The following is an 18,444-nucleotide window of genomic DNA, read 5'->3' as shown; positions in this document are numbered from 1 at the left end:
GTGGTGTGACGGCCGGATCATGGCGCCTCCCTGGGCAGGGTGACGGAAACCCGGGTCCAGCAGTCGGGCTCGCAGCTGACGCTCAGGCCGTAGCGGTTGCCAAAAGCGCTCTTGAGGCGCCGATCCACCAGGGTCATGCCGAGCCCGTCACCGGCCGGTTTCTCCTGCCAGGTGCCGGCATTGTCTTCGACGTGAATGGTAACCCGATCCGCCGTCTGCTCGGTGTAGAGGCGAATGCGCCCCTGCTCCAGCAGGGTGGAGATGCCGTGCTTGATGGCATTTTCAATCAGTGGCTGCAGGGTGAAGCTCGGCAGCTTGAGGCCGGCGAGGTCGGGTGGAATGTCGTTTTGCACCGTCAGCCGGTCGCCAAAGCGGGCCAGCTCGATCTCCAGATAGGATTGGCAGTGCTCCTGCTCCTCCTGCAGGGTGGCCAGCCCGCTCTGGCGCTTGAGGTTCTTGCGAAAGAACAGGGAGAGGTGGAGCAGCAGCTGGCGCGCCCGCTCGGGCTCGCGCCGGGTGATGGCACTGATGGTGTTGAGGGTGTTGAACAGAAAATGGGGGTTGATCTGGGCCTGCACCAGCTTGAGTTCGGACTGAACCAGCAGTCGCTGCTGCTGCTCCAGCCGGCCGGTCAGCAGCTGCTGGGAGAGCAGGTTGGCGATCCCTTCCCCCAGGGTGTGGTTGATCTTGAGAAACAGCCGCTTCTTGGGTTCATAGAGCTTGATGGTGCCGATCACCCCCTCGTCGCCGTGCAGCGGGATCACCAGCACAGAGCCGAGCTGGCACTGAGGCGAGATGCTGCAGCGGTAGGGCTGGCTGTTGCCGTCGGCAAACAGCACCTTGTTCTGGGCGATGGCCTGCATGGTGATGGCGGAGGTGATGGGGGTACCCGGCTTGTGGTGATCCTCGCCGATGCCGATGAAGGCGAGGATCTTGTCGGTATCCGTGATGGCGACCGCTCCGACCCCGGTCTCCTCCTGCACTATCTGGGCGATGCGGGTGCTGGCCTCGGGGGTAAACCCCTGGCTCATGATCCCCACGGTGCGGTTGGCGATGGTGAGCGCCTTGGCGGAGAAGACCCGGGAGAACTTCTCGTACATTCGCTGCTGGTCGCGGATCATGCTGATGAAGAGGGCCGCACCGCAGGAGTTGGCGAGGATCATGGGGGTGGCGATGGTGCGCACCAGCAGCAGGGACTTGTCGAACGGGCTGGCTACCAGCAGGATGATCACCATCTGCATGATCTCGGCGTAGAGGGTGGTGAAGAAGGCAATGCGCGGTTCGAACAGCGCATCCATCTTGCCTGCCCGCATCAGTCGCCAGTGCACCAGCCCGCCCAGCAAGCCTTCGCAGGTGGTGGAGATGGCGCAGGCGAGATCGGTGAATCCCCCCAGGGTATAACGGTGTATCCCGCCGGTCAGTCCCACCAGAAATCCCACCAGCGGGCCTCCCAGCAGCCCCCCCAGCACGGCGCCCACGGCGCGGGTATTGGCGATGGCATCGTCGATATCCAGTCCCACATAGGTACCCAGAATACAGAAGCAGGAGAAGATGAGGTAAATCAGCACCTTGTGGGGCAGCCTGACCGAATAGTTGGTCAGTGGGCGCAGCAGCGGACTCTTGGAAAAGAGGTAGGCGATGACCAGACTGACGCTCATCTGTTGAAGCAGGGAGAGGACCAACTGCATAAAAAACGTTCCTCAGAGTCCGTGCCGAAAAAAGCGGCAGTCTTGAATAAATGTGATCAGGATCTTGTTCTGTGGGCCATTCTGGCCAGAACGCCGGCGAAGTGTGCCAGAAACGCGGAATAAAACCATATCAAATCAGCATGTTAAATTGATATTTGTGTAATTGCCCAAGGATTGATATTGCTGAATTGAGCATGAATGTATCCGTTGGATACGCCACACGGAGGTGGCATGCTCCGCCCGACCAGCAGGTCGGGCGTTTTTTATCCAGGGGACGCGGCAAACTATTTTGAGGGTAATCGGGCAATTATTCAGGTTTGTCCAATGAGTTATCCCCAGCTTCTGGGGATAACTCAGAATGCAAAATAGTAACAGAAGCGTCGGGTCAGGTTGAAAAACAGCCGCTGCCCTTCGTCCAGATCTTCCTGCTTGAGAAAGGATTTGATGGTGCGCTCATCCTCCCGCAGGTCGACCATGGCCACCCCTTCCGGTCGTTGTGCCTTGATGTAGGGCAACACCTTGGGCTTGAGGGGCATGGTGGGTTCGGTGGAGAGCACCAGGGCCACCGAGTCGTCGGAGAGCTGCACCAGCGAGCCCGGCGGATAGACCCCCAGTACCTTGATCAGCAGCTTGACCAGATCCTGGTCGAATTTCTTTTGTGACAGCTTGTAGAGCTGGCTGATGGCCTGGCTCGGCGCCGCCGGTGTCGCGCTGTTGCGCGGGTGCAGCAGCTCGTCATAGTAATCCACCAACCCGATGATCCGTGCCAGCGGCGGGATCTCCCCCCCCTTGATGCCAAGGGGAAAGCCACTGCCGTCGAGCCGCTCGTGATGCAGGTGGGCCACCTGACGGATCTTGGGCTCGAAGGCCTGCAACTGGGTCAGCATCTCCAGTCCGTACTGGGGGTGCATCTTGAGGAAGTTCTGCTCCGACTTGTTGAGTTCCCCCCGCTTCTGGGTGATCTGGGTCGGGATCTTCAGCTCGCCAATGTCGTGCACCAACCCGGCCAGCCCGGTCTCCTCGATCTCGATGGGAGTCATGCCCAGCTCCCGTGCCATCAACATGGCGATGAAGGCCACGTTCAGGCTGTGCTGCAGCAGGATGTCGGTATGGGGGCTGCGAATGAGGTGCAGCCCGAGGGGGCCCTCGTGGGCGCTGATGCGGGCGGCGGCGTTGCGCACTATCTGCGCCGTGTTGGCGAGCCCTTCGTCCGGCTTGAGGTTGAGGGCGCCCAAGGCATCGCGCAGCTCGGACATGGACTGGCCGAAGGCCTTGTCGGCGGCGCGCAGGGAACGGCGAAATGCCTTTTCGTCAAACGGGGGAGGGCCGCTATCCTCCGGCTCTTCGACAACGGAGAGATCGGGGCCTGGGCTCGGAATATCGCCACGCAACAGGGGCTCGAGAGGGAGGTCGCTCTTGTCGGGGTCGACCATCAGCAGATTGAGGTCAAGGTGGCGGATGATGTCGAGTTGCTGTTGATCCTTGATCTTGAAGGCATTGAACATAAAAGGGTGATTGGTCCATCCCGTGGGAAGATGGATATAGTGACCGACCCGCAACTGTTCTATGGATGCCTGTATCAGCGCCATACGCTCGCTCGCATTTCATGAATGCCTATGAACAAGCTAGCAAAATTAAGCAGATAGACAAACAAAAAAGCCCGCGCATGTGCGCGGGCTCTCGAGTCGGCTCAGCTTATCAGGCTTTGGACTTCTTCTTGCCTTCTACTTTGGCATCAACCTTGGCGGCAGCCTGGGCCTCCTCGGTGAACGGACGGCCGTAGTAGGTGTCCAGCAGGATGGCTTTCAGCTCGCTGATCAGCGGGTAGCGCGGGTTGGCGCCGGTGCACTGGTCATCGAAGGCTTCCACGGCCAGCTGGTCAACCTTGGCCAGGAAGTCGGCCTCGGCGACGCCAGCTTCACGGATGGAGGCTGGGATACCCAGGGTTGCCTTCAGCTCGTCCAGCCATACCAGCAGCTTCTCGATCTTGGCGGCGGTACGGTCACCGGCGGCAGTCAGACCCAGGTGGTCGGCCACTTCGGCGTAGCGACGACGAGCCTGCGGACGGTCGTACTGGGAGAACGCGGTCTGCTTGGTCGGGTTGTCGTTCGCGTTGTAGCGGATGACGTTGCTGATCAGCAGGGCGTTGGCCAGGCCGTGCGGGATGTGGAACTCGGCACCCAGCTTGTGGGCCATGGAGTGGCACACACCCAGGAAGGCGTTGGCGAACGCGATACCGGCGATGGTGGCCGCGTTGTGTACCTTCTCACGAGCGATCGGGTCGTTGGCACCGTTCAGGTAGCTGGAGGGCAGGTAGTCCTTCAGCAGTTTCAGGGCTTGCAGTGCCTGACCGTCGGAGTACTCGTTGGCCAGCACGGAAACATAGGCTTCCATGGCGTGGGTCACGGCATCGATACCACCGAAGGCGCACAGGGACTTGGGCATGCCCATCACCAGGTTGGCGTCGACGATGGCCATGTTCGGGGTCAGCTCGTAGTCGGCCAGCGGGTATTTCACGCCGGTGGCGTCGTCGGTCACGACCGCAAACGGGGTCACTTCAGAACCTGTACCGGACGTGGTGGTGATGCAGACCAGTTCGGCCTTCACGCCCATTTTCGGGAACTTGTAGATACGCTTGCGGATGTCCATGAAGCGCATGGCCAGATCTTCGAACGCGGTGTTCGGGTGCTCGTACATCACCCACATGATCTTGGCCGCATCCATCGGTGAACCACCGCCCAGGGCGACGATCACGTCCGGCTTGAAGGAGTTGGCCATTTCGGCACCCTTGCGCACTACGGACAGGGTCGGGTCGGCTTCGACTTCGTAGAATACTTCCACTTCCATCTTCAGGCCCTTGAGCAGACGAACCACTTCGTCGGCGTAGCCGTTGTTGAACAGGAAGCGGTCGGTCACGATCATGGCGCGTTTCTTACCTTCCAGGTCGCCCAGGGCGATCGGCAGGGAGCCACGACGGAAGTAGATGGATTTCGGAAGTTTGTGCCACAGCATGTTTTCTGCCCGTTTTGCGACTGTCTTCTTGTTGATCAGGTGCTTGGGACCCACGTTTTCGGAGATGGAGTTGCCACCCCAGGAGCCGCAGCCCAGCGTCAGAGACGGTGCCATCGCGAAGTTGTACAGGTCACCGATACCACCCTGGGTAGTCGGGGTGTTGATCAGAATACGGGCAGTCTTCATCTTGTCGCCGAAATACTTGATGCGGTCGGCGTTGCGATCCTGGTCGGTATAGAGACCGGAGGTGTGGCCGATACCACCCAGGTTGACCATGTCGCAGGCCATCTCGACGGCTTCTTCGAAGTTCTTGGCACGGAACAGACCTAGGGTCGGGGAGAGCTTCTCGTGAGCGAACTCTTCCTCTTCACAGATCTTCACGCCTTCACCGATCAGGATCTTGGTGTTGGCAGGCACGGTGACGCCAGACATTTCAGCGATCTTGACCGCAGGCTGACCCACGATGTTGGCGTTCATGGCGCCGTTGATCAGGATGACCTTGCGGACCTTGTCGGCTTCTTCCTTGGACAGCACATAACCATTGTGGGTGGCGAAACGCTCTTTCACCTGGTCGTAGACGGAGTCGACCACGATGGCGGCTTGCTCGGAGGCACAGACCACGCCGTTGTCGAAGGTCTTGGACATCAGGATGGAGGCGACGGCACGCTTCACATCGGCGGTTTCGTCGATGACGACCGGTACGTTACCGGCACCTACGCCGATGGCGGGTTTTCCGGAGGAGTAGGCGGCCTTCACCATGCCCGGGCCACCGGTGGCCAGGATCAGGTTGATGTCGTTGTGCTTCATCAGGGCGTTGGAGAGCTCAACAGAGGGTTGGTCAATCCAGCCGATGATGTCTTTCGGGGCACCGGCGGCAATGGCTGCATCCAGTACCAGCTTGGCTGCGGTATTGGTGGAGTTCTTGGCACGGGGGTGCGGGGAGAAGATGATGGCGTTGCGGGTCTTCAGAGAGATCAGAGACTTGAAGATCGCGGTGGAGGTCGGGTTGGTGGTCGGTACGATACCGCAGATGATGCCTACCGGCTCGGCGATGGTGATGGTACCCATCTCGTCATCTTCGCTGAGGATGCCGCAGGTCTTCTCTTCTTTGTACTTGTTGTAGATGTATTCGGAGGCGAAGTGGTTCTTGATAACCTTGTCTTCGATGATGCCCATACCGGACTCTTCCACGGCCATCTGGGCCAGGGGGATACGGGCGTTGTTGGCGGCCAGGGCGGCGGCACGGAAGATCTTGTCTACCTGCTCTTGCGAGAAGCTGGCGAATTCACGCTGCGCTTCTTTGACGCGGGCAACCAGTGCATCCAGTTCAGCCAAATTGGTTACTGCCATGTTTATCTCCTGATGATTTGAAAACTGTTTAGTAAGACCTTGGCAATGCCCGGCAATTATAGATGCCCTGTCAAGAACAGAATCACCACAACGGGGTATTTACATGCCTTACTAAATCGCTTTCTGAGTCGATTATAGAGCGGGGCTGACTCAGAAAAACTTGATCTGGATCATGTGTAACAAAAGAACAAAAGAAATTTTGTTTCACAATACATGTTTGCCAGATGTTGCGCAGTTGTTTAGTGAGCCAGAGGCGGGATGAATGGTGCGTGAACAGGGGCTCACGCGCCATTTTTCAAGCAGTTAGCACGATCACATCCCAATGTCCCCGGTCCGTGCCCAGGGGCAGAATGGGGGCGGCATTGTGATAGAAACGGCGATCATCCAGGATCAGATACTCACCGACGTTTAATTGTTGTTGGAAAAATGGTTGTTCTTTTAATCCATGATAGAGCTGCAAGGCGCCGCCGCTGACCCCTTCACTGCCACAGAAGAAGACCCCGATGAAGTCAAAGCCATCCTGGTGCACCCCCTCCGGCGCGGGGGGGACGCTCTCTCCTTCACCGGTGACGATGCGCATCTGGTGAATGCCGATGGCCTGACCGTCTTCCAGCCGGGTGTGGCGGGCGAACAGTTTCAGCAGCTGTATAAAGGAGGGGTGAGTGACGAAGGCAGGCTCCAGCTCGGCATAGGTTCTGGGCACATCCCCCAGAAACTTGTTGATGGCGGCCGCCTGAAAGAAGACGCCGTTGTCGAGAGGCTGAAAGCGGGAGCCCTCCTTCTCTACCCGGCCGTAGCGGCGCTGGCGAAAGCTACCCTGAATGTAGGGATCAACCGGCAGTCGCCCGAAGAAGCCCTGCAATGGGGTCAGGGTGCCTGCGGGCAGTGTATCCAGGTGCCACTGCAACTTGATGTCCGTATCAATCATCACGAAATCCTTGTTTGCTGAGATGAAATGTTGCGGCCAAACTCCATGGCCGGATAAAACTCGAAGCGATTTTATCAGAGTGTTAAATCGCGACAATCTTTATTAACAACTCAATCTGTCGAATTTTGTCGATGCATTAGAGGAACTAACTGAAAAGCCACGGAAAGGGTGAGATTATTTGATTGGTGAAGGTTTCGGGCATGATGTAAATTTACGCTCGGTTTATCGGGGTGGCCCACAGGGCCTCGTACTACTTCTGGATGGCGCCTATGGCAGCGATTGACGTCTCTTTATATCTGAAGTTTTTCATCGGTTTGTTTGCGATCATCAACCCGCTCGGTTTGCTGCCGGTGTTCGTCAGCCTGACCAGCCATCAGACGCCGGAAGAGCGGATGAAGACCAACACCACCGCCAACATTGCGGTGATGATCATCCTGCTGGTCTCCATGTCCATGGGGCAACTGATCCTGGACGGGTTCGGCATCTCGCTGGCCTCCTTTCGCATCGCCGGCGGCTCGCTCATCACCCTGATCGCCTGGTCCATGCTGCAGGGCAAGCTGGGGGAGGTGAAGCACAACAAACAGGAGAAAGGGGAACTGGCCGCGCGGGAATCTGTCGCTGTGGTGCCGCTGGCGCTGCCGTTGATGGCGGGCCCCGGTGCCATCTCCTCTTCCATCGTATACGCCAGCCAGAGCACCTGGTCCCAGATGCTGGGCATGTCGCTGGTGGTGATGGTGTTTGCCTTCTGCTCCTGGCTGATATTCCGCGCCGCCCCCCTGCTGTTCAAGGTGATGGGTAACACCGGCATCAACGTGGTGACCCGGATCATGGGTCTCATCATGATGTCGCTGGGTATCGAGATCATGGTGGCGGGGATCAAGGGGGTCTTCCCCGGATTGATGTGATTCAGGTCTGTTTTGTTGGAGCCGGTCCTTGTGACCGGCTTTTTATTGTTTCTTTTTTGTTGGTCATTTCCTAGAATCGAGCGGGTTTGTATAAAAAACGTCCATCACGGGATATTTAAATTCTGAATAATTGGTCAAAAGCTGCTTTTTTGACCATGAAGTCCAGTCCTGCCTGACGATATCTATTGCATTATCAGAAATGTCAGGGAATTATGCTGGCAGCGGGGTACTTATCTCGTTGATGGAAAAATGCATGGAATGTTCTTGTGGAGTATGGAAATGACTCATAAAAAAACAATGATTAATACCCTATTGGTGGCAGCTCTGTTTGGCGGTGTCAACGCGGCACAAGCCGCCGATGTGCCCGCAGGTACCAAGCTGGCTGAGGTTCAGCAGCTGGTGAAAGGCAACGGCTCCGAGCCCGCAACTCTCGACCCGCATAAAACCGAAGGAACGGTTGAATCCAATATTCTGCGTGACCTGTTCGAAGGTCTCGTCTCCTCCGGCCCCAAGGGTGAAGTGCTCCCCGCCATGGCCGAGTCCTGGGAAACCAAGGACAACAAACACTTCGTCTTCCACCTGCGTAAAAACGCCAAGTGGTCCAACGGGGATCCGGTCACTGCCCACGACTTCGAATATGCCTTCAAACGGGCCGTCGATCCGAAAACCGCCTCTCCCTACTCCTGGTATCTGGAGATCCCGACCATCGTCAACGCCTCCGACATCATTGCTGGCAAAAAGCCGTCAGATACGCTGGGCGTGAAGGCGGTGGACGACTACACCTTCGAGGTGCAGCTGGAGAAGGCGGTGCCTTACTTTGTCAGCATGCTCTCCCATACCACCACCTACCCGGTGCCGAAGAAGGTGATCGAGAAGTTCGGTGACAAGTGGACCCAGCCCGGCAACATGGTATCCAACGGCGCCTATGTGCTGAAGGATTGGGTGGTCAACGAGCGCGTCGACGTCGAGCGCAACAAAAACTACTGGAACGACGCCAAGACCGTCATCAACAAGGTGACCTATCTGCCGATCCAGTCCACCAACGCCGAGCTGAACCGTTACCTGGCTGGCGAAGTGGATCTCACCTACAACATGCCCATCGAGCGTTTCAAGCAGATGAAGAAGGATCTGCCGAACGAGGTGAAGGTGAGCGGCTACGTTGGTACCTACTACTACCAGTACAACTTCAAGAAGAAGCCGTTTGATGACGTGCGGGTGCGTACCGCGCTCTCCTATGCCATCGACCGCAACGTGATCGCCGACAAGGTGATGGGCAAGGGGGAAACTCCGGGCTACACCCTGGTCCCTGATTTCGTGGATGGCTTCAAGCCGGTGGCGCCGGCCTGGTCCAAGCTGACCCAGGCAGAGCGCGATGCCAAGGCGAAAGAGCTGCTGACCGAAGCCGGTTTCGGCCCGGGCAAGCCGCTCAAGTTCGAGCTGCTCTACAACACCGACGACAACCACAAGAAGGTGGCGGTTGCCGTGGCCTCCATGTGGAAGAAGCTGGGCGTGCAGGTAAGCCTGGTCAACCAGGAGTGGAAAACCTATCTGGAGACCAAGAAACAGGGTCAGTTTGACGTGGGCCGTGCCGGCTGGATCGCCGACTACAACGAAGCCTCCTCCATGCTGGATCTGATGCAGACCACCCACGGCAACAACGACGGCAAATACTCCAACCTGGCGTTCGACAAGTTGATGAACGAGTCGCGCAACCAGGTGGATGCCGAGGCGCGCAACAAGCTCTACGTCCAGGCTGAAGAGATCCTGGCCAAGGACATGCCGATCGCCCCCATCTATCAGTACGTGACTTCCCGTATGGTCAAGCCCTACGTGGGCGGCTATCCGGCCAACCCGCTGGACAACCTGTACAGCAAAGACATGTACATCATCGCCCACTGATTTTCGTTACAAGTCGCATAACAAGCAGGGCCCGCCAGACGGCGGGCCTTTATTACAACCGCGACCCTTTGGAAGCAGTACAGGACAGGAATTGTCTATGTTGAAATTCATTTTTAAACGTCTACTGGAAGCGATCCCGACTCTGCTGGTCTTGATCACCGTCTCCTTCTTCATGATGCGTTTCGCGCCGGGTAACCCCTTCAGCAGCGAACGCACCCTGCCACCCGAAGTGATGGCTAACATCGAAGCCAAATATGGCCTCGACAAGCCGATCGGGGTGCAATATCTCACCTATCTGGGCAACCTGGTGCAGGGGGATCTCGGTCCTTCCTTCAAGTACAAGGACTTCACCGTCAATGATCTGGTGAGCCAGGCACTGCCGGTTTCCGCCAAGATAGGCTCCTTCGCCTTTCTGTTTGCGGTGACGCTGGGGGTCACCTTCGGCACCATTGCCGCCCTCAAACAGAATACTGTCATCGACTACCTGTTGATGTCGTCGGCCATGGCCGGGGTGGTGATCCCGGGCTTTGTGCTGGCGCCTCTGCTGGTGCTGTTCTTTAGTATCCATCTGGGCTGGTTCCCGGCCGGTGGCTGGCAGGGGGGGGGCGTGCAGTTCATGGTGCTGCCGGTGTTCGGCATGATGATGTATTACATCTCCGCCATCTCGCGGATCATGCGGGGCAGCATGATCGAGACCATGAACTCCAACTTCATCCGTACCGCCCGCGCCAAGGGACTGCCGCTGCGCCACATCATCCTGAAACACGCGCTGCGTCCGGCCATGCTGCCGGTGGTCTCCTACCTGGGCCCGGCCTTCGTCGGCATCATCACCGGCTCCGTGGTGATCGAGACCATCTTCGGCCTGCCGGGGATTGGCCAGCTGTTCGTCAACGGTGCCCTCAACCGTGATTACTCCATGGTGCTCGGTCTGACCATTCTGGTCGGTGCCCTCACCATCACCTTTAACGCCGTGGTCGATATTCTCTATGCCTTTATCGATCCCAAGATCCGTTACTAAGCCGGGAGTACATCATGGTTGTCACAACTGAAAAACGCGAAGCCATCGAGGCGTTCGCCCAGAAAGTGGAAGTGGTGGAAGGACGCTCCCTGTGGAAGGATGCCCGTCGCCGTTTCCTGCGCAACAAGGCGGCCCTCACCAGCCTTATCATTCTCTCCATCATCGGCTTGGCGGTAATAGTGGGGCCCCATCTGTCCCAGTACACCTTTGACGATCCTGACTGGGGCGCCATGCAGACCGGCCCTGACATGGAGACCGGCCACTGGTTCGGCACCGACAGCCTGGGGCGCGATCTGTTCGTGCGCACCCTGCTTGGCGGGCGCATCTCGCTGATGGTCGGCATCATGGGGGCCATGGTGGCCGTCATCATCGGCACCCTGTATGGCGCGGCATCCGGTTTCATCGGCGGTCGGGTCGACAGCCTGATGATGCGGGTCCTTGAGATCCTCAACGCCTTCCCCTTCATGTTCTTCGTGATCATGCTGGTGACCTTCTTCGGCCGCAACCTGGCGCTCATCTTCATCGCCATTGGTGCGGTGAGCTGGCTCGACATGGCGCGGATCGTCCGCGGCCAGACCCTGAGTCTCAAGAGCAAGGAGTTCATCGAGGCGGCCCATGTCTGCGGCGTCTCCAAGTGGAAGATCATCACCCGCCATATCGTGCCGAACGTGCTGGGGATAGTGGCGGTCTACGCCACCCTGCTGGTGCCAGGCATGATCATGTTCGAATCCTTCCTGAGCTTCCTGGGGCTGGGCGTACAAGAGCCCATGACCAGCTGGGGTGCCCTGCTGGATGAAGGCTCCAAGTCGATGGAAGTGGCCATCTGGCAACTCCTGTTCCCCGCCGGTTTCATGGTGGTGACCCTGTTTTGCTTCAACTTCCTCGGGGATGGTCTGCGTGACGCCCTCGATCCGAAGGATCGCTGAGAAAGCGGCGAAAGAGCGTTGGAACAACGCGCCGAAGGGCCGCACAGTGCGGCTCAATCGGGCGGACAGCGCATCGGATCGACAGGAAAACGTCACGAAAGATCGATAAGGAGTTTTTATGAAGTTACTGGATGTAAAAGATCTGCGGGTCGAGTTCAAGACCCCGGACGGCAATGTGGTGGCGGTCAACGACCTCAACTTCTCTCTCTCTGCCGGCGAGACCCTGGGTATCGTCGGGGAATCCGGTTCGGGCAAGTCCCAGACCGCGTTCGCCATCATGGGGCTGCTGGCCAAGAACGGCATCATCACAGGGTCAGCCAAGTTTCAGGGCGACGAGATCCTCAACCTGCCGGAGCACAAGCTCAACAAGATCCGCTCCGAGAAGATCGCCATGATCTTCCAGGACCCCATGACCTCGCTCAACCCCTACATGAAGGTGAAGGATCAGCTGATGGAAGTGCTGATGCTGCACAAGGGGGTCAGCAAGGCCGAGGCGTTCGAGGAGTCGGTGCGCATGCTGGATGCGGTGAAGATCCCCGAGGCGCGCAAGCGGATGGGGATGTATCCGCACGAGTTCTCCGGCGGCATGCGCCAGCGGGTGATGATCGCCATGGCGCTGTTGTGCCGGCCGCAACTGCTCATCGCCGACGAGCCGACCACGGCGCTGGACGTGACGGTACAGGCCCAGATCATGACCCTGATGAACGAGCTCAAGCGCGAGTTCAACACTGCTATCATAATGATCACCCATGACCTGGGCGTGGTGGCCGGCATTTGCGACAAGGTGCTGGTGATGTACGCCGGCCGTACCATGGAGTACGGCCGGGTCAACGACATCTTCTATCGCCCGAGCCACCCCTATACCGAAGGCTTGCTGCGCGCCATTCCCCGCCTCGATACCGAAGGGGAAGTGCTGCCCACCATCCCGGGCAATCCGCCCAACCTGCTGCGTCTGCCCACCGGCTGCCCCTTCCAGGAGCGCTGCCACCGGGTGAGCGAGATTTGCGGCCGGCAATCCCCAGTTCTGACGCCGTTCAACGACGGCCGGGAGCGGGCCTGCCACTGGGTATCGGATGCCATCATCAAGGGAGTGAACTAAATGGGGACTGACAAGAAACTGCTGCTGGAAGTGTCTGACCTCAAGGTCCACTTCAGCATCAAGAGTGACAAAGCCTGGCCCTGGGCCAAACCCTCCGCCCTGAAGGCGGTGGACGGGGTGACTCTGCGCCTTTACGAAGGGGAGACCCTGGGCGTGGTGGGGGAGTCGGGTTGCGGCAAATCCACCTTTGCCCGGGCGCTGATCGGCCTGGTGCCGGCTACCGACGGCAAGGTGGTGTGGCTTGGCAACGATCTGACCAAGCTTGACCAGAAGGCGCTGCGCGAGAAGCGCAAGGAGATCCAGATGATCTTCCAGGATCCGCTGGCCTCCCTCAACCCGCGCATGACCATAGGTGACATCATCGCCGAGCCCCTCATCACCTTCTACCCGGCCCTGCCGAAGGAGGAGGTGAAGGAGAAGGTGCGCGCCATGATGAGCAAGGTGGGGCTGTTGCCCAACCTGGTCAACCGCTACCCCCACGAGTTCTCCGGCGGTCAGTGCCAGCGCATCGGCATCGCCCGGGCGCTGATCCTGGAGCCCAAGATGATCATCTGTGACGAGCCGGTGTCGGCGCTGGATGTGTCGATCCAGGCCCAGGTGGTGAACCTGCTCAAGTCCATTCAGAAGGAGATGGGGCTGTCGCTCATCTTCATCGCCCACGACCTGTCGGTGGTCAAGCACATCTCGGATCGGGTGCTGGTGATGTATCTGGGCAATGCGGTGGAGCTGGGGACCGGCAAGGAGATCTTCGCCAACCCCTTGCACCCCTATACCAAGGCGCTGATGTCGGCGGTGCCCATTCCGGATCCGGATCTGGAGCGCAGCAAGACCATCCAGATCCTGGAAGGGGAGCTGCCATCGCCGATGAATCCTCCCTCAGGCTGCGTGTTTCGTACCCGCTGCCCGGTGGCCGGTCCGGAGTGCGCCAAGACCCGGCCCCAGCTTGAGGGCAACTTTGACCATGCGGTCTCCTGCCTCAAGGCCGACCCGCTCTGATGGATGAGTCGCGACGAAAAAACGGGGCGCCCAGGTGGCGCCCCATTTTTTTGCGAGGGAGATGAAGATGCCCCTTGGCGTTCGCTTTTGCCGCTGTTACTATCCGCCGCACAAGGGGAGTAACTTCTCGCCGGTTTGTCGTCATTACGGTGCACCCATATCCTGCAGTGCACCCGGCAGCCGGGCAGTCGATGAAAATCGGCTGTAAGTGAGACCTTGCCGAGAGGCAAGGTGTATCTGCTCCAGACGCGAACCCACTGCCTCCCGGCCGTGGGTTTGTCGTTTTTGGGAGAAGTGAAAAATGGGTGAATGGTGGATGTGGACCGGTTTCTTCAGCATAGTGCTGGTCCTGTTATGGATTGATATCCGCTTTGTCGGTGGCGGCAAGGCACACAAGGTGTCCCTCAAAGAGGCAGGCATCTGGTCCCTCATCTGGATCAGCGTGGCGCTCCTCTTCAACCTGGCCATCTGGCTCTGGCTGGATCACAGCGCAGGCCGTGAAATTGCCAACCAGAAGGGGCTGGAGTTCCTCACCGGCTACCTCATCGAGAAGGCGCTGGCGGTGGACAACGTCTTCGTCTGGTTGATGCTGTTCGGCTACTTTGCCATTCCGGCCGAGCTGCAGCGCCGGGTGCTGCTGTACGGGGTACTGGGGGCCATCGTGATGCGGGCCGGCATGGTGTTCGCCGGCAGCTGGCTCATCGAGCAGTTCCACTGGATCCTCTATCTGTTCGGCGCCTTCCTGCTGCTGACCGGGATCAAGATGCTGTGGGCGGCCGACAAGGAGCCTGATCTGGCCAACAACCCGCTGCTGGGCTGGATGCGGCGTCGCTTCAAGGTGACGGAGACCCTGGAGGGGGAGAATTTTTTCGTCTGGCGCGATGGGGTACGTTACGCCACGCCGCTGCTGCTCATTCTGGTGCTGGTGGAGGTGAGCGATCTCATCTTCGCGGTGGACAGCATCCCGGCCATCTTCGCGGTGACCACGGATCCCTTCATCGTGCTGACCTCCAACATCTTCGCCATCATGGGTCTGCGTGCCATGTACTTCCTGCTGGCTGGCGTGGCCGAGCGCTTCGCCCTGCTGAAATACGGTCTGGCACTGATCCTGATGTTTATCGGGATCAAGATGCTGCTGCTGGATGTGTTCAAGATCCCCACCGGCATCGCGCTCGGGGTTGTAGCATTGATCCTGCTGGCCTCCATGGGGCTGAGCCTCTGGGTGACCCGCAAGAAAACGGCATAATTGGTAAACAAGCAAAAGGGCTCCCGCGGGAGCCCTTTTTTATGGCAAAGAGTGGCTTAGCGCTTGATCTTCTTGGGGTTGGTGTAACCCCAGATGGTGTACATGTCCGCCAAGAGGGCGCCGTTGTACTCCTCGAGATCGGCCTGTTTCACCTCGGCGTCACCCTGGCGGCCAAACAACACCACCTCGTCACCGGGTTTGACCCCCTTGAGGTCAGTCACGTCCACCATGATGGTGTTCATGGAGGTCTTGCCCACCACCGGCACCTTCTGACCCTGGATCAGCACATAGGCCTTGTTGCTCAGCGCCCGGCGATAGCCGTCGGAGTAGCCCAGCGGCAGGTTGGCGAGCCAGGAGTCGCGCTTGAGGGTGAAGGTGCGGTCATAACCGACGGTGTTGCCGGCCGGGTAGTGGTTGACGGAGGCGACCTGGGTCTTGAAGGCCATCACCCGCTTGTACTCGGTGTAGGAGGGGATGGAGTCACCGTACAGCAGGCCGCCCGGGCGCACCATGTCGAAGTAGGCGTCCGGCACTTCCAGGGTGGCGAAGGAGTTGGCGGCGTGGATGGTGATCTTGCTGCGATCCAGCTTGCCCGCCTCCAGCAGCCACTGGGAGTCCAGCTTGAACTGGGCCAGACCCATCTTGACGTCCTCTTTCTCCTCCACCGGGAAGTGGGTCATGATGCCGACCGGGGTGATCCCCTTGAGCTTGAGCATGGCCAGCGCGTCTTCCTTGGCGTCAGCCAGACGCAGATCGATGCCGTTGCGGCTCATGCCGGCGGAGTTCAGCGCGATATGCACCGGGATATTGGTGTGGTGGCGCTGGGCGATGTCGGCGATGCTCTGGGCACTCACCAGGCTGCCGATGAGCTCTTCCATCTTGTAGGGCAGGGCCTGTTCCACTTCGGCCGGGGTAGCGGCACGCACCCGCATCAGGCGGCCGGTGAAGCCCTTCTCGCGGGCCACGCGGGCCTCTTCATTGCTGGCGATACCGATGCAGGGAATGCCCGCCTTGACCACCGAAGGGACCAGCAGGTCGATGCCGTGGCCGTAGGCGTCCGCCTTCATGATGGCGCAGATCTTGGGTCCCTTGTCGCCGAGGCGATCCTTGAGGGTCTGGATGTTGTGCTCGAAGGCGCCGAGATCAACCTCCAGCCAGGCATTGCTGGCGGTCTGCACTTCGCCGTTGCGATGATCGCTGGCGAGCGGCAGATAGGGGGCTGCGACGGCCTGACCGGCCAGCAGGCCCAGGATCAGGGTGGCCAGCAGTGTCTTCTTGTGCATGGGGTGGTTCCTTTTTTATTGTTTGGGTTGAGGCGCATGACGGTCAGCGGCTGACCGTTTTCATGCAGATGGGATAAAGTGTAGCCAAGGCATTGTTATCATTATGAACTTTGTCAATTTTCCACGGCGCTTTCCCGCCGGGGAGTGTAACGCAAGGTGCCGATCGTGGCACCTTCCGGGAGCCAATAGATGATGAGTCTTGAGTGTCGGGTACCACCGCTGCTGCTGTTTGGCCTGATCGTGGCAGCCATGCTGGGATGGGGATCGGGTGACGTGAACGGTGGCTGGCCGCTGCCGGCCCTGTTGCTGGCCATGCTGGGCACTGTGTTTGGCCTGGGGGGCGTGCTGCGCTTTCGCCGCCAGGGCACCACGGTCACGCCGCTGCGCCCTGAGCAGGCCAGTGCACTGGTGACCGGGGGGATCTTTCGTGTCAGCCGCAATCCCATGTACCTGGGGTTGCTCTGCTGGACCATGGCGTTGGCCTGTTATCTGGGTGGGCTGCTGGTGTGGCTCGGTCCGCTGCTGCTGTGGGGCTGGCTCAGCCGCTGGCAGATAGTGCCGGAGGAGCGGGCGCTGCAGGGGCGCTTTGGTGAGGCCTATGCGAATTACTGCCAGCGGGTACGGCGCTGGTGCTAGGAACCGCACTGTTGCCATGAGGCACAAGAAAACGGCCCGCAGATGCGGGCCGTTTTGATGGGAGGGCGAGGATCACGCCTTGGCGGTATCCACCTCGCCGAGCGGTGCGGTTTCCCCCAGGCTGTCTTCGCTCTTGGCCACCACGCTGGCGGCGATGGCATTGCCTAGCACGTTGGTGGCGGAGCGGCCCATGTCGAGGAAGTGGTCGATGCCGAGCAGCAGCAGTATGCCCGCCTCCGGGATCTGGAACTGGTTGAGGGTGGCGGCAATGACCACCAGGGAGGCGCGTGGTACGCCGGCCATCCCCTTGGAGGTGACCATCAGCAGCAGCAGCATGGTGATCTGCTGGGCCATGGAGAGCTCGATGCCGTAGGCCTGGGCGATGAACATCACCGCGAAGGTGCAGTACATCATGGAGCCGTCCAGGTTGAAGGAGTAGCCCATGGGCAGCACGAAGCTGGCGATGCGCTTGTCACAACCGAACTTCTCCAGCCGATCCAGGGTCTTGGGATAGGCAGCCTCGGAGCTGGCGGTGGAGAAGGCCAGCAGGATGGGCTCGCGGATCAGGGCCAGCAGGGTCAGGATGCGGCGGCGGATGAACAGGCTGCCCATGGCGATCAGCAGCAGCCAGAGGCAACCCAGTGCCAGGTAGAACTGGGCCATGAAGGTGCCGTAGGTGGCCAGGATGCCGAGCCCTTCTTTGGCGACCATGGCGGCGATGGCGCCAAACACCGCAAACGGGGCGAAGTTCATCACGTAGCCGGTCACTTTGAGCATGATCTCGGCGCCGCTGGCCATCAGCTTCACCACTGGCTTGGCGGCGTCCCCCAGGGCGGCGGCAGCCAGTCCGAAGAAGAGGGAGAACACCACGATCTGCAGGATCTCGTTGGTGGCCATCGCCTCGACCACGCTTTTCGGGATGGCATGGGTGACGAAGTCCTTGAGGGAGATGGCGCCGGCGACCACGCCGGAGCTGGCAGTGTCATCGGGCAGGGAGAGGGAGAGCCCCACCCCTGGCTGCATCAGGTGGACCATGATCAACCCCAGCGTCAGCGACAGCAGGGAGGCGAGCATGAACCAGCCCAGGGTCTTGACGCCGATGCGACCCACGGTGCGGGTGTCGCCCATCTTGGCAATGCCGACCACCAGGGTGGTGAATACCAGAGGGGCGATGATCATCTTGATCAGGCGCAGGAAGATGTCGGTCAGCAGGGTAATGTCGTCGGCAAAGCCGGCGGCCTGGTCAGGAGCAAACATCCGATAGCCCTGACCGGTAAGGATGCCAACCAGCATTGCGATGAGGATGGCAGCCGTCAATTTGTTCATTTTCATGGGGTGGGTCCCAGTTTTGATGAGTGCAAAGCATTTCAAGTGGCAAGGGCGCCACTTCAGTCCGTTTTTGTGATCCGAGCCGTAGATTCCTGACAGCCGGTGTGCTTGCAGCATGCCTAATCCGGG

Annotated in this window: 14 protein-coding genes; 8 read left to right on the top strand and 6 right to left on the bottom strand. The window is 59.4% G+C overall.

The genetic code is table 11. The features are described 5' to 3' along the window. Positions 1 to 17: 17 nt before the first annotated feature. The 4 genes from BN1143_RS11215 to BN1143_RS11200 all read right to left on the bottom strand — a co-directional run bounded on the left by BN1143_RS11215 (position 18) and on the right by BN1143_RS11200 (position 6,978). On the bottom strand, positions 18 to 1,688 hold the full coding sequence (locus BN1143_RS11215; protein WP_005302216.1) for a sensor histidine kinase: 1,671 nt from the start codon (positions 1,686 to 1,688) through the stop codon (positions 18 to 20). A gap of 353 nt (positions 1,689 to 2,041) precedes the next feature. Next, a complete protein-coding gene (locus BN1143_RS11210) occupies positions 2,042 to 3,277 on the bottom strand; it encodes a cyclic di-GMP phosphodiesterase (RefSeq protein ID WP_042050674.1) in 1,236 nt (411 codons plus the stop codon). Positions 3,278 to 3,386: 109 nt separating this feature from the next. Then, complete coding sequence (gene adhE, locus BN1143_RS11205; protein WP_017784052.1) at positions 3,387 to 6,050, bottom strand: bifunctional acetaldehyde-CoA/alcohol dehydrogenase; 2,664 nt, start codon at positions 6,048 to 6,050, stop codon at positions 3,387 to 3,389. Positions 6,051 to 6,345: 295 nt separating this feature from the next. After that, positions 6,346 to 6,978, bottom strand: coding sequence for a 2OG-Fe dioxygenase family protein (locus BN1143_RS11200; protein WP_042050669.1), 633 nt, complete (start codon positions 6,976 to 6,978; stop codon positions 6,346 to 6,348). Positions 6,979 to 7,247: 269 nt separating this feature from the next. On the opposite strand from BN1143_RS11200, the gene BN1143_RS11195 reads away from it, so the two are divergent. From BN1143_RS11195 to BN1143_RS11165, 7 genes are all read left to right on the top strand, one after another. Next, entirely contained in the window at positions 7,248 to 7,883 is a 636-nt protein-coding gene (locus BN1143_RS11195) for a YchE family NAAT transporter (protein ID WP_005302204.1), read from the top strand. A gap of 279 nt (positions 7,884 to 8,162) precedes the next feature. Then, entirely contained in the window at positions 8,163 to 9,782 is a 1,620-nt protein-coding gene (locus tag BN1143_RS11190) for an ABC transporter substrate-binding protein (RefSeq protein ID WP_017764221.1), read from the top strand. A 97-nt stretch (positions 9,783 to 9,879) separates the two neighbouring features. Continuing rightward, positions 9,880 to 10,800, top strand: a complete 921-nt coding sequence (oppB, locus tag BN1143_RS11185; RefSeq protein ID WP_005302198.1) for an oligopeptide ABC transporter permease OppB — start codon at positions 9,880 to 9,882, stop codon at positions 10,798 to 10,800. A 14-nt stretch (positions 10,801 to 10,814) separates the two neighbouring features. Continuing rightward, a complete protein-coding gene (oppC, locus tag BN1143_RS11180) occupies positions 10,815 to 11,726 on the top strand; it encodes an oligopeptide ABC transporter permease OppC (protein WP_005302192.1) in 912 nt (303 codons plus the stop codon). 118 nt (positions 11,727 to 11,844) lie between these two features. Next, positions 11,845 to 12,825, top strand: a complete 981-nt coding sequence (gene oppD / locus BN1143_RS11175; protein ID WP_017786762.1) for an ABC transporter ATP-binding protein — start codon at positions 11,845 to 11,847, stop codon at positions 12,823 to 12,825. Next, positions 12,826 to 13,821 carry a murein tripeptide/oligopeptide ABC transporter ATP binding protein OppF gene (gene oppF, locus BN1143_RS11170; protein WP_005302185.1) on the top strand — a complete coding sequence of 332 codons (996 nt, stop codon included), beginning with the start codon at positions 12,826 to 12,828 and terminating at the stop codon, positions 13,819 to 13,821. 301 nt (positions 13,822 to 14,122) lie between these two features. Next, a complete protein-coding gene (locus BN1143_RS11165) occupies positions 14,123 to 15,067 on the top strand; it encodes a TerC family protein (protein WP_042050666.1) in 945 nt (314 codons plus the stop codon). Between the two features lie 56 nt (positions 15,068 to 15,123). Here BN1143_RS11165 and alr read toward each other — a convergent pair whose 3' ends face one another. Beyond that, on the bottom strand, positions 15,124 to 16,350 hold the full coding sequence (alr, locus tag BN1143_RS11160; protein WP_042050663.1) for an alanine racemase: 1,227 nt from the start codon (positions 16,348 to 16,350) through the stop codon (positions 15,124 to 15,126). Between the two features lie 189 nt (positions 16,351 to 16,539). Here alr and BN1143_RS11155 point away from each other — a divergent pair, with 189 nt between their 5' ends. Continuing rightward, positions 16,540 to 16,986 carry a methyltransferase family protein gene (locus BN1143_RS11155; RefSeq protein ID WP_042050661.1) on the top strand — a complete coding sequence of 149 codons (447 nt, stop codon included), beginning with the start codon at positions 16,540 to 16,542 and terminating at the stop codon, positions 16,984 to 16,986. A 72-nt stretch (positions 16,987 to 17,058) separates the two neighbouring features. On the opposite strand, the gene BN1143_RS11150 is transcribed toward BN1143_RS11155, so the two are convergent. Next, entirely contained in the window at positions 17,059 to 18,318 is a 1,260-nt protein-coding gene (locus BN1143_RS11150; protein WP_042050658.1) for a dicarboxylate/amino acid:cation symporter, read from the bottom strand. Between the last annotated feature and the right edge of the window lie 126 nt (positions 18,319 to 18,444).

It is taken from the genome of Aeromonas dhakensis (assembly GCF_000820305.1).
Taxonomy (GTDB): domain Bacteria; phylum Pseudomonadota; class Gammaproteobacteria; order Enterobacterales; family Aeromonadaceae; genus Aeromonas; species Aeromonas dhakensis.
Note: the sequence above shows the minus strand (reverse complement) of the source record. Positions and strands in the feature narration are given on the sequence as shown.